The sequence below is a fragment of the Paenibacillus sp. FSL R7-0302 genome (genome assembly GCF_038006885.1).
In the GTDB taxonomy this organism is placed as follows: Bacteria; Bacillota; Bacilli; order Paenibacillales; family Paenibacillaceae; genus Paenibacillus_AQ.
Genome location: NZ_JBBOWB010000002.1, coordinates 146,832 through 158,968 on the forward strand (window position 1 = coordinate 146,832; position 12,137 = coordinate 158,968).

Here is a 12,137-nt window from a genome sequence, read left to right on the forward strand (position 1 = left end):
CCACCCTTTTGCAGCTAATCAGATGAATGAGGTGAGTTTCTCTTGAAGAAAATAGTCATTTTGGGCGGCGGCTACGGCGGCGTACTCACGGCTAAGAAACTGGCAAAGAAATTTAAGAACGACAAAGATGTAGAAATCAAACTGATCGACCGAAATCCATACCACACTCTTTTGACTGAGCTGCATGAGGTTTCTGCGAATCGCGCACCTGAGGATTCGATCAAAATTGACTTGAAGAAAATTTTTGCCGGCCTGAAGGTAGATGTTGTTCTGGATGAAATCAGCAACATTGATTTCAAGAACAAGAAGCTGAAGTCCGACAAAGCCACCTATGCTTATGATTATCTGGTCATCGGCACAGGAAGCAAGCCAACCTTCTTCGGAATCCCCGGAGCAGAAGAGAACACTTTCTCCTTCTGGTCCTACGATGATGCAGTTGCCCTGAAGCGTCAGATCCGCGACATGTACACCAAGGCTGCGAAGGAAAAGAACCCGGCTACACGCCGTGCTATGCTGACCTTCGTAATTATCGGTGCCGGCTTCACCGGCGTTGAGCTTGTAGGTGAAATGGCCGAGCAGCGCGACGAGCTCTGCAGAGAATTCTTCATCGATCCTTCCGAAGTGAGACTGATCGTGGCTGATATGGCTCCGAAGATTCTGCCTATCCTGCCGGATAAGCTGATCCAGAAAGCCGAAGCCCGTCTGCGCAAGCTGAAGGTAGAAATCGTCACCGGCGCCAAAATCACCGAAGTAGGCGCAGGCTCTGTTGCCCTTGGTGAGAAGAACATCGTGGATGCACAGACAATCGTCTGGACAGCCGGTGTTGAAGGCTCCGAAATCGTCGGCAACCTTGATGTTCAGCAGCAAGGCCGCAAACGTATTGTCACCAATGAACACCTTGAAAGTGTTGACCATAAGAATGTGTATGTTGTAGGGGATAATATCTTCTTCATCCCTGAAGGCGAAGAACGTCCAGTTCCGCAAATGGTTGAGAATGCTGAACAAGCGGCTCCGGTTATCGCAGGCAATATCACTGCCGATATCAAGGGTACGCCTAAAAAAGCATACAAACCAGGCTTCCACGGCACTATGGTTTCAATCGGCAGCCGCTACGGTGTAGCGAACGTCGGTCTTCCGGGCAAGTTCTTCATGCTGACCGGCTTCATGGCTATGTTGTCCAAACATTTCATCAATATGTTCTATCTGTCACAGGTTGTAGGCTTCAACAAGGTCTGGACTTACATGATGCACGAGTTCTTCCATGTTGAGAACCGCAAGAGCTTCGTCGGCGGTTACTTCTCCAAGCGCTCGCCGAACTTCTGGCTCGTTCCGCTCCGTATGCTCCTTGGAGGAATGTGGTTATATGAAGGTATAGAGAAAATCCGCAAAATCTGGGTTGATCCGAATAAGATTTTCCTGATTCCTGCGGCTCCTTATGCAGATGCCACATCGGCAGCAAGTCAGGCTGTGGATGCAGTCAAAACTACCGTAGATGCCCAATCAGCCGCTTCCGCAGTATCCACTGCCAAAGAAGCTGTATCGGCTCTTCCGGTTCCAGGCTTCATTTATGATATCTCCAACTGGTTCATGGATCTCATGTTCTATAACCCGGATGGTTCTTACACCTTCCTGGCCAAATGGTTCCAAATTGGTATGGTATGTGCCGAGATCGTCTTCGGTGTAATGCTGATCGTCGGTCTGTTCACAGCGATCTCTGCTATAGCCACGATAGGTATGGCGGTTATGATCTGGACCACCAAGATGGCAGCAACAGAAATGCTCTGGTATGTTGGGGCAGCGATTGCCTGCATCGGCGGTTCCGGTACCGTGTTCAGCCTGGATTACTATGTTCTTCCTTGGCTCAAGAAGCAGTGGAAGAGGATTCCTCTCGTCCGGCGCTGGTATCTGTATACCGACTGATGAACCGGGTAACCGGTGGTTAAGAACTACATTCATTTATAACAGCGGCGCATGCACAGGCTGCGCTGCTGCAAGCTGAATAGGATATTCTTAAGAGTAATGTGTCCCTAGGACACATTACTCTCCTTGTTTAACGAGGTGAAAGTACATTTATATGCGCGTTTTCAACAAAATGGTTTTGTAGGGATAATCAGGATTCGGTTCCATCCGGCAAAACCGACATGAAGGAGAGAAGCTTGTGAACCAAAAAATCATAGAAGATACGTTCCGGTTACTTCAGGCTGAAATGTCTAAGATCGCCGGAATTCAGTTGTCTCTCTCTCCGGCAGAATGTGAGCAAATGCTCTCGGTACTGGAACGCCATGATCTGGAGTATGACCGCAAAACCCATTTGCTAGGCATTTATACCATTCTTACCGTAGCAGCACAGCGCCATATGGAATGTGTCCCACATCATCCTGACCTGACCCGTAACATTTTGGATGGAGATTACCTGTACAGCTTCTATCTGCAGTTTGCAGTGAAATACCGGGAGCTGGATCTGGTGGCCTATATGGCCCCTTCCATCAAAAAAATGCAGATCGAACGTTCAAATGGAGAGTTCACGGAACACAATCCTGCCAGGGACCTGGGTGAATTCCTCATTCAGGAGCGCAGACAACGAAGCCGTACCAGTAAAGCCATTTGACAGGTGGGAACATGAACGATGAAGCTGCATGAAGCCTTGAATATTGATCTGAATGAAATTAACCGTGAAATTAAGAATCTGGTGACCCATGATAAGGATGTTCCCAAAAAGTCGCAGCTGGCGCAGAGCATTCTCGAATTAACAGGCTCCGGCGGTAAACGCCTCCGCCCGCTGATGGTTATTGTCGGCAGCCGGTTTGGCCTGAGACCTGCCGGACGCCGAACTCTGCAATTATCCGCTGCGGCTGAATTTATCCATGTGGCCTCACTGATTCATGACGATATTATTGATAACGCCGAGCTGCGGCGGGGCGTGCCTGCGCTTCATATCAAGACCGGCATTCTATCCGCTGTTCATATCGGTAATTATATGTCTGCCCGCATCATTGAACTGCTCAGCAAGTACACCGGGGATAAGGATCGTTATGTTCACGATCTGTCCTCTGTCGCCACAGCCCAGTTATGTCTTGGTGAATATCAGCAATTGGAGCATGCCTTCGACTATGATCTTACGCTGGAGCAATATCTGGAGAAATCCCGTAACAAAACCGCGCTGCTAATGGCCACCTGCCTGCGGGTAGGCGCACTGTCGGCGGAGAGCAGCGCAGAGACAGCCCAGCTCCTCTATGATTTCGGCGAAGCGCTGGGGATGTCGTTCCAGATCCAGGATGATATTCTGGACTTCACGCAATCGGCGGATATACTCGGCAAGCCGGCCGGCAGCGATCTCCGCCACGGCCAGGTTACCCTTCCGGTGCTCTTCGCCTTAGAGGATGCCGAGCTTGCCCCTGTCATCCGCAGAATAGGCCCTGGCTCTTCTCCTGCGGACATCGAGCAAGTCCTGGAGCTGGTAAGGGGCAGTGATGCCCTGACCCGCTCAGAGGCCGTCAGCCAGGAATACCTGGCCCGGGCTGCTGCGATTGTGGAGCAGCTCTCCAGCTTCCCGGCCCATGCCGACCTGAGAACCCTGCTGCAATACTTCGCCGGGCGTGACCGCTGAACGGGCATCGGCACAACGTATGCTGTTTTTCACATACCTTTAGTTTTTAGTTGTTGCAATTCCCTTGTCCACAAATTTGCACACACCTTTTCCACACCAGCAGGAAACTATAGTTTTTTATATAACAAAAAAGACTGCCGGAACTTTCCCGGCAGCCCGGGCGCCCTTCCACAGGGGCGCCCTTTTGTTTATTTATTTTCAAGCAGCATGGTATCTATTTTTTCCTGAAAATCATCCCGGTACTGACGGAATGCCTCGGTATCAAACTTAGTATTGGGATCTTTGGGCTTGGGCGGACCAGCGAGGAGCTGAGCATACAAACGGTCAGTTTCTTTGGATAGCGGTGCCCATACTTTCTTCACATCGTCATATTCTGCACTCAGGCCTGCGATATAGCTGTCGGATTCTTTCTTGTGGGCCATCGCAACAGCTAATCGCTCCATGGTTGCCTGAATATCCATCTTTTCGCCGACACTGTTCTTCCCGTTCTGGGAATAATAATGGAAATCAGCGAAGCCTTCGTTCCATACATCGACAATCATAAAGTTAACCAATTCATCCAGCACCGTTAGGGGCGGTACCGTCACAGCCGGAACAGGTGCCTTGAACTTGCTGCGGACGTTGTCAAATTCTGCTCTTTCCACTGCTTCCATAGCTCTGAAGATTTTATGGTCTGCAATCAGAACAATAACCTCATTGTTCATATTCGACCGTTTCTCCCCCTGAAGCAGCACCGCATCCACCTTTGTCCCATTGTCATCCTTATACTCTGTAGATTCAATGACCTTGGGCTTAAGCACTTTAAGCTCTGGCTCCGTCTCAGTCAATTGGTCTTCTTTAAATAAAGCCTGCACACCGGGATGGAGATGTTCAGCCACAAACTTCTTTTTCGCCGCCACATCCGAATTGTTCACATATGTAATGATGTAGTCCAGAGCAAGCTTCTCCGCAGCCGTAGGCTCTGCTTCAGGGACTTCGGTAGGCGCCGTTGTCGGAGCAGGAGTAACCTCTGCCGTGGGCTCGGCAGTTGCAGCGACAGTGGGTTCAGCAGCAGCCGTAGTGCTGTCAGGCTTCCCATTATTCGTGTCCGAAGCGCAGCCCGAAAGTACAGCACAAGCCACAATGAGGCTGAGCGCCAGTTTGTTGTTCACTTTGTACTCCTCCTTCAAGAAATTGGATGTTCCAAGACCTATTCTTTCTATACCCACCCAATATGCACTTAAAGCGCATGTTACTTGAAGTTTTGCTGAACAAACAAACGCAGCGCAGCGTACGTGAGTGATGTTTAGCTAGGGAGGTTTGCGGTTTGCGGTTTGCGGTTTGCGGTTTGCGGTTTGCGGTTTGCGGTTTGCGGTTTGCGGTTTGCGGTTTGCGTTTGCGGTTTGCGTTTGCGTTTGCGGTTTGCGTTTGCGGTCTGCGGTGCCGCCCAAAATGAAGAAAAGCGCGAAGCCTAAGCTTATCGCGCTTTTTTGCCCCCCACCCTCTGGGTAGGCCTGTTGTCTTTTTGAAGTTAATCTTGCCTGGGGAGAGGTTAGGACGGAATGGAGAGGAATTTTGGAACTGGAGGAGCGGCAGCGTTCGCCTTTAATTTCGGATTCCTACCGCGTTCAGCGGCTTCAATCAAGGAATCCGAAATTAACAGCGACCGTAAGTCCAAAAATCCGCGCAATGCAGCTTCCCAACCTCCAGCACGCGCCCCACTCCGATGCGCCGCCCCACCTAATTAACGTAAAAATAATCAATCAGCGTACACAGCAATATCACCATACTGATCACCTGATTCAAATTATAAGAAGCCACCTTCATCAGCTTGCGGTTAGCAGGCTTGATAATCTTGTGCTCTGTCATAAGCAGCACCGTAGCGATGCCGATGCCCACCAGATACATCCAGCCGAGATCGCGCCAGAGGTACAGGAACAGCAGCAGCATAACCATAATGAAATGCAGCCCTTTGGAGATCCGCAGCGCGTTCTCCAGGCCGAAGAAGCTCGGGATGGACCATAAGCCGTTCTTGCGGTCGAACTCAATGTCCTGAGTCCCGTAGATGATATCAAACCCGGCAATCCAGAGCATCACCACGGTTCCGATCACGAATGGCGTGAACGCGATATTCCCGGTAACCGCAAACCAGGCGCCAATCGGGGCCGAAGCAATCACGAAGCCCAGATACAGATGGCTGAGGAAGGTGAAGCGCTTCGTATAGGAATAGGATGAGATCAGTACAATGGCTACCGGGGACAGCACCAGACAGAGCAGATTCAGCATCCCGGAGGCCACAATGAACAGGGCATAATTGATGATAATGAACAGAATGACTTCTTTCTCGGCGAGCAGACGCTGCGGCAGATGCCGGTGGGCAGTACGCGGATTGTTGCCGTCGAAGGTACGGTCCACCAGACGATTGAACGCATTTGCCCCGTTGCGCGCCCCGATCAAAGCGATCAGCCCCCATAACATCATATGGCCGGAAGGCCAGCCTCCTGCCGCCCACACCATCGAGATGATGGCAAAAGGCAGTGAGAACAGCGTATGGGAGAACATCACCAGCTCGCTGAACATTTTCATTTTAATCGCCGTATGTTTAAAAGCATTAATGATCACCATAATGTTAGGCCTCTTTCTTAGTGGATCGCTTGCAGTACTTCATGGAGTGCAGCCAGCAGGGCATCAATATTCCCGGAATTCACAACAAGCGGCGGCTGGAAGGCGAGGACGTTGCGGCCTATGCCGTTTTTGCCGATCAGGTATCCGCGGTCCTTCAGCTCTTCCAGCACATAGTCTGTCACAGCAGCGGCATCCTCAGTCTCCGAACCGGCCAGCTCGGCCCCCAGCATAAGGCCGCTGCCCCGTACATCGGTAATCAACGCAGGGTAACGCTTCTGAAGAGCAAGCAACCCTTGCTTCAGCTGGCCGCCCAGTTCAGCCGCACGTTCTGCCAGCCGCTCATCACGGATGTAGTCCAGCACCGCCAGCGCCGTAGCCGCAGAGACCGGATTCCCTCCGAACGTCGAGGCGGAAGGCTTGTTCAGCGATGCCGCTATCTCATCCGTCGTGGAAAAGGCAGCGATCGGCACTCCGTTCCCCAGCGCCTTAGCCATGCTGATAATGTCCGGCACGACGCCGAAATGCTCCATCGCAAACATAGCTCCGCTCCGGCCGTAGCCGGTCTGGATTTCGTCGTCAATCAGCAGTACACCGTACTGCTCAAGCAGCGCCTTCACCTCACGGAAATAGGACAGCACAGGCATGACGATCCCGCCGTTCCCTTGAATCGGCTCCACGATCATGGCGGCAATGGTGTCTCCTTGGGCAGCGAGTACCTCCTTCAGATTCTGGATGGACTGCGCCGCCGCTTCCTCCAGCGTCAATTCCGGATGATACGGGCGCTTAATGAACGTCACATCCTCATCCAGGTAGGCATCGGTTCTCCACATTTGCAGCCCGGTCACACTCATGGTGAGGTTGGTCCGGCCATGCAGGCCGGCTTCCAGGGCAATAAAGCCTTTGCGGCCGGTATGCATCCGCGCCAGCAGCAGCGCTCCTTCATTCGCCTCCGAGCCGCTGTTGACGAAGAATGTCCGGCGCAGCGCGCCCGGCAGCACTTCTTCCAGACGTTCCGCCAAATCTACATTCGGCTGGGTCAGGTAGATGGGCGAAGTGTGCTGCAATTGCTGAAGCTGTGCTATCGTACGGGAAGTAATAGCCGGATTACAGTGGCCGCAGGCAACCACGGAGACTCCCGCGAAGAAGTCGGTGTATTCCTTGCCATTCTCATCGTAGACATACTGCATGCTTCCGCGTACCAATTGCGGGGCATCCCGGTAAAAATGTGCGGTGCACGGGTAGAAATACTGCTTTCTTTTGGCGGCTACCGCTTCTCTTCCAATGAAGTTACTCTGTTCGAATTCCATGAAGCTTCCCTCACTTTCAACTGCTGATGATTCAAGATGATAGTTTGTGAAAAAAGGTACTTATAATCGCGCCATATACCCTTATTATACTCGCCGCAGCGTTATTTTAAAATTGAATTATTAGCATTAGTTAAACTGCAGTGAACCGAGGGTGTACCCCGCATAGACCGGCTTCAGCCCGCCCAGCAGATCATCCTCAGGCTTCGTTCCATCCATCGCAGCCTGATAAGCAGCAATAATGGTGCGCAGCTCCTTGATACTATAGGTCGCGCCTTCTATCCGGAAGCTGGCAATCCCCAGGCCGTTCATTTCACCCAGCATCGGGAGATAACACAGCTCCTTGGCGAACAGCAGATGGCAGCGGCCATATTGGTCACGGTAGACCGGATTCTCGCCCTTGTCGGTCTTAAGCACTAGCACATCATTGCGGACATACTGGTTGTCTTCCTCACCGATCGGCTCCATCACCTCTGTATTCTCGAACAGATCATGCTCCATATACATCAGCGCAGGCGTTCCGTGCACCACAACCTCCAGCGGCAAGTCGCTGCGTGAGGTGAAGGAGGCGAAATGCTCCAGCGTCATCTCCGGCGAAACGGTCAGCTTCGTCAGGCCCAGTCCGGCATACAGTCCGGCTGACAGATGGTTGTAGACATTCAGATTAGCATCACCCATCATCGGGTAACCGGTGCCACGGTAACGGCGGATCGCCCCCAGGTTCGTAATCATCAGTCCGTCAATCGGCAGCCGTTCCCCGTTCAGCAGATGATCATACTGGTCGAAATGCAGCTCGTTCATCATCCGCGGCAGGCCCAGATATAGCTTGGTACGGCCTTTTACCGCTCCAAGCTCCTTAATATCCTGCTTCGTAAAAGGACGGTCCGGCTCAAACACATCACCCGGCAAGTAGAGGCTGTCTACTCCCATCTCCAATACGAGACGCGCCTGCTCCATATTATTCACACGCACTGCCAGCTCAGGCTTGTTAAGGGTATTGCGTCTGTCTTCAGCCATTCGCCCGCGCAGCTCCTTCACCCGCTCGGCAGACAGCTCACGCTCCGCAGTCGGCGTACTGAATACTTTGCCGGTGCTGTAGAACTTGCCCGTTCCCTCATAACGGCGGTTGATATTCGACATTCCCGGTTTGCCAAAAGCATATGCCGTGGAGAAATCACGCTTGCGGTTGTTATACAGCGCCTTGGAATCCTTGGTCCGGTCGAAGCCCAGCGGATCATCGATATAGCGGTCAATCGCATCGCCATAGCTGTTGGACAGCATCACCATGAAGTCTTGGTCGCGCATACGGCCTTCGATTTTGAAGGAAGTAATACCGGATTCAATCAGCTCCGGAAGATGCTCATACATGAACATATCCTTCACTGCCAGCGGATATTCCGCAGGGAAGACGTAGCCGTCACGCTTAATCCGGTAATCCCAGCGGCAAGGCTTCATGCATTTGCCCCGGTTGCTGCTCATCCCGAACACCTGGGAGCTGAAATAACAGTTCGCCCCGTGGACAGAGCACATATCGCCATGGATGAAATACTCCAGCTCCATGCCGCTTCTTGCGCCCAGCAGCTTAGCGGTCTGCAGATCCATCTCGCGCGAGGTAACCACCCGGCTGACGCCCAGCTCCTTCAGTGCGTGGATCATCTCCAGATTATGCACATTCATCATGACAGACGCGTGAACCGGCAGATTCAGCCCCATCTCGCGGATCAATTCCAGCACCGCCATATCCTGCACGATCAGCGCGTCCGGGCGGGCCGTGTCCAGGAAGCGCAGGTACGCTCTGGCCTCCTCCACATCCTCTTCGCTGAACAGATTATTGACCGTGATATATACTTTTTTGTCCATACTATGGGCGATATTCAGGGCTTCGATAATCTCTTCATGACTTAAGTTGTAGCCCTTGCGCATCATTCTCATGTTCAGCACCGGACCGCCGAAATACACCGCATCACACTTCGATTCAATGACCGCCTTGAAGATCTCGAAGGTTCCCGCAGGCGCCAATAACTCTACTTCTTTACCATTAAAATAACGTGCCATTCCCGTATCCCCCTAAATGTCTTACAATAATGCAACTGCAACTCCCAGTACAACGAACATAGCAACAAAAAGCGTATCCGCCGTGCCCCACCTGAGCCGGTGATACCGGCTGCGCGGCGCATCCATGCGGAAGCCCCGGGCTTCCATGGAATAGATCAGGTCCTGGGCGCGCCGGAACGCACTGGCGATAACCGGGACCAGCAGCGAGACAAGCATCCGCGCTTTCTCCTTCAACGGCAGTTCCTTCAGATCGGCTCCGCGCGAGGCCTGCGCCTTCAGAATAATCTGCGCCTCATCCAGAATCGTCGGAATGAAGCGCAGCGCGAGGCTGATCATCAGCGTAATCCGGTCGGGTGACAGCCTGAGCTTCTTAAGCGGGGCAAGCACTCCCTCCAGCCCCTGGTTCAGCTTGGCCGGTGTCGTTGTGAAGGTCAGCAGCGCGGTGAAGGTCAGCAGGAATAACATGCGAATGACAGAAAATGCCCCCATCCGCAGGCCGCCCGCATGCAGCGAGAACGAACCCAGTGACCACAGCACCTCCCCTTCCTTCACGGACAGCGCCTGTACGATGAAGATGAACAACATCAGATAACGCAAAGGCTTCGCAGCCTTGATGAAATATTTCAGTGGAATGCGGGTCGTCGCCATCACCACGATGGAGAAGACCGCGACCAGCCCGATTGATATCCACGAAGTAGACAGCAGGATGATGGCTACATAGAGCAGCATCCCGGTGATTTTGGACCGGGCATCCAGCTTATGGACCCAGGATCCCGTATCAATGCTGCGTCCCAGCAGCAGACGCTCATTCATGGCCATTCCCCATTTCTTCCGTTCCGGCTGTGTGCCGACGCTCTTCGAGCAAGGCCGCAAGCCGCCCCGCGAGGCCCTCTGCCGTAAGGAGCGGCTTCTCACCGCTAAGGCCAAAGCGCTCGGCGGCAGCTTGCCAGTAACGCAGAGACTGCGGAACCCGCAGTCCGCAGCGCGCCAGAATCGCCGGATCGGCGGCCAGCTCAGGCCCGCTGCCCTGGAAGGCGAGTTCCCCATCCTTAAGCAGGACCCAGTTGTCGGCATAAGGCAACAGTTCATCCATCCGGTGCGTTACGATGATGATCGTCCGGCCCTGCTCGCGGCACAGCCGCTCCAAGAGCGCGATCAGCTCGGCGCGGCTTACCGGGTCCAGGTTGGCTGTCGGCTCATCCAGCACCACAATGTCCGGGTTCATCGCCAGCACGGAGGCGATGGCTGCCTTGCGCATCTGTCCTCCGCTGAGCCGGAAGGGATTGCGCTCCAGCAGCGCCAGATCCAGTCCCATATCCGTCATCGACTTGCGCGCCCGCTCCTTGGCCTCCTCCAGGCTGACCCCGAAGTTCAGCGGCCCGAAGCATAGATCCTTCTCCACCGTATCTTCGAACATCTGCTGCTCCGGGAATTGAAAGACGAGGCCTACCCTCCGCCGCAGCGGAAGCAGCCTCGGTGATTTCTCCCCTGCAGTTATCGTTACATCCAGCACCTGCACCGTGCCTTCTGTCGGCTTAAGAATGCCATTGAACAGCTGGAGCAGTGTCGATTTGCCCGAGCCGGTGGCTCCGGCAATTCCGGTCAGCGAACCCTCGGCAATCTCCAGATTAATCCCGTGCAGCGCCGTCTGCTTCCACATACTGCGGTCAGCATACGTGTAGCTTACTTGCTGTAGTTGTATAGCCATAGTGTATCTATAAGCTCCTTTTCGCTGGCGGGTACATCCACCTTAATTCCCCGGCTCTCCAGTTCACGGGCAAGCTGCCAAGTATAAGGCTCCCGCAAATGACACTTCTCCAGCAGCTCTGCATCACGGAACAGCTCCGCAGGTGATACATCCGCCGCGATGCTCCCCCCGTGCAGCGCAAGCACCCGGTCCGAAGCCAGAATCTCATCGGCATCATGGGTAATCAGCACAATGGTGTAACTGCCCTCGGCCTGCATATCCCGCAGAATCCCCATCAGCTCATCGCGGCTGCCTTCGTCCAACATAGAAGAGGCCTCGTCGAAGATGACGATGCCTGGCTTCATGGCGAGAATCGAGGCGATGGCCACCCGCTGCTTCTGCCCGCCCGACAGTTCTCCGGGATGCTTGGACAGCAGATGGCCTATCCCGAGCTTCCCGGTATAGAATTCAAGCCGCTGCTTCATCTCTTCGTACGATAAGCACAGACCCTCCAGGCCGAAGAGAATATCCTCTTCCACCGTCTGCCCGATGAACTGGTTATCAGGGTTCTGAAAGACCATTCCGATGCATTGCCGGATGGACTGGACCGTCTCTTCCTGCAGCGTATGCCCGCAGACTGAGATATGACCGGCGCTCTTCGGAAGCAGCGCATTCAGCAGCTTGACCAGGGTCGATTTGCCGCAGCCGTTAGGCCCGACAATGCTCACCCATTGGCCCTGCGGGACCGTTACGTTGATATCATGAAGAATCGGATGCTCCGGGTCATAGCCGAAGGATACGCCCTCAAGGGCAATCACCGCTGGCTTTTCACCGGCTGTTCTATCGTTGTACGCTTGATTCATGTTACTCATCCTTCCGC

General features: G+C 53.5%; 10 protein-coding genes. 3 read left to right on the top strand and 7 right to left on the bottom strand.

All coding sequences use genetic code 11. From position 1 onward, the window contains the following. Positions 1–42: 42 nt before the first annotated feature. From MKY96_RS26340 to MKY96_RS26350, 3 genes are all read left to right on the top strand, one after another. Entirely contained in the window at positions 43–1,920 is a 1,878-nt protein-coding gene (locus MKY96_RS26340) for an FAD-dependent oxidoreductase (RefSeq protein ID WP_036722120.1), read from the top strand. A 238-nt stretch (positions 1,921–2,158) separates the two neighbouring features. Further along, positions 2,159–2,608, top strand: coding sequence for a hypothetical protein (locus MKY96_RS26345; protein ID WP_340945007.1), 450 nt, complete (start codon positions 2,159–2,161; stop codon positions 2,606–2,608). Between the two features lie 18 nt (positions 2,609–2,626). Next, positions 2,627–3,607, top strand: a complete 981-nt coding sequence (locus MKY96_RS26350) for a polyprenyl synthetase family protein (RefSeq protein ID WP_340945008.1) — start codon at positions 2,627–2,629, stop codon at positions 3,605–3,607. 188 nt (positions 3,608–3,795) lie between these two features. On the opposite strand, the gene MKY96_RS26355 is transcribed toward MKY96_RS26350, so the two are convergent. The 7 genes from MKY96_RS26355 to MKY96_RS26385 form a co-directional block, all read right to left on the bottom strand. Continuing rightward, a complete protein-coding gene (locus tag MKY96_RS26355) occupies positions 3,796–4,758 on the bottom strand; it encodes a PT domain-containing protein (protein ID WP_340945010.1) in 963 nt (320 codons plus the stop codon). A gap of 568 nt (positions 4,759–5,326) precedes the next feature. After that, complete coding sequence (locus MKY96_RS26360; RefSeq protein WP_340945012.1) at positions 5,327–6,211, bottom strand: UbiA-like polyprenyltransferase; 885 nt, start codon at positions 6,209–6,211, stop codon at positions 5,327–5,329. A 17-nt stretch (positions 6,212–6,228) separates the two neighbouring features. After that, positions 6,229–7,518: an aspartate aminotransferase family protein gene (locus tag MKY96_RS26365; protein ID WP_340945015.1), complete on the bottom strand. Its 1,290-nt coding sequence runs from the start codon at positions 7,516–7,518 to the stop codon at positions 6,229–6,231. Positions 7,519–7,644: 126 nt separating this feature from the next. Next, positions 7,645–9,570: a peptidase U32 family protein gene (locus MKY96_RS26370; RefSeq protein WP_340945017.1), complete on the bottom strand. Its 1,926-nt coding sequence runs from the start codon at positions 9,568–9,570 to the stop codon at positions 7,645–7,647. Between the two features lie 21 nt (positions 9,571–9,591). Then, positions 9,592–10,389: an energy-coupling factor transporter transmembrane component T family protein gene (locus MKY96_RS26375; protein ID WP_340945019.1), complete on the bottom strand. Its 798-nt coding sequence runs from the start codon at positions 10,387–10,389 to the stop codon at positions 9,592–9,594. After that, positions 10,376–11,278: an energy-coupling factor transporter ATPase gene (locus MKY96_RS26380; RefSeq protein ID WP_340945020.1), complete on the bottom strand. Its 903-nt coding sequence runs from the start codon at positions 11,276–11,278 to the stop codon at positions 10,376–10,378. Before MKY96_RS26380 ends, MKY96_RS26375 begins: the two co-directional genes overlap by 14 nt. Next, on the bottom strand, positions 11,254–12,120 hold the full coding sequence (locus MKY96_RS26385; RefSeq protein ID WP_340945023.1) for an ATP-binding cassette domain-containing protein: 867 nt from the start codon (positions 12,118–12,120) through the stop codon (positions 11,254–11,256). The genes MKY96_RS26380 and MKY96_RS26385 overlap by 25 nt, the downstream gene beginning before the upstream one ends. Between the last annotated feature and the right edge of the window lie 17 nt (positions 12,121–12,137).

What these genes read in the sequence shown, in the direction of transcription:
- MKY96_RS26350 (WP_340945008.1), top strand. Translation starts at nt 2,627, where the DNA reads ATGAAGCTGCATGAAGCCTTGAATATTGATCTGAATGAAATTAACCGT.
- MKY96_RS26360 (WP_340945012.1), bottom strand. Translation starts at nt 6,211, where the DNA reads ATGGTGATCATTAATGCTTTTAAACATACGGCGATTAAAATGAAAATG.
- MKY96_RS26365 (WP_340945015.1), bottom strand. Translation starts at nt 7,518, where the DNA reads ATGGAATTCGAACAGAGTAACTTCATTGGAAGAGAAGCGGTAGCCGCC.
- MKY96_RS26370 (WP_340945017.1), bottom strand. Translation starts at nt 9,570, where the DNA reads ATGGCACGTTATTTTAATGGTAAAGAAGTAGAGTTATTGGCGCCTGCG.
- MKY96_RS26375 (WP_340945019.1), bottom strand. Translation starts at nt 10,389, where the DNA reads ATGGCCATGAATGAGCGTCTGCTGCTGGGACGCAGCATTGATACGGGA.
- MKY96_RS26380 (WP_340945020.1), bottom strand. Translation starts at nt 11,278, where the DNA reads ATGGCTATACAACTACAGCAAGTAAGCTACACGTATGCTGACCGCAGT.
- MKY96_RS26385 (WP_340945023.1), bottom strand. Translation starts at nt 12,120, where the DNA reads ATGAATCAAGCGTACAACGATAGAACAGCCGGTGAAAAGCCAGCGGTG.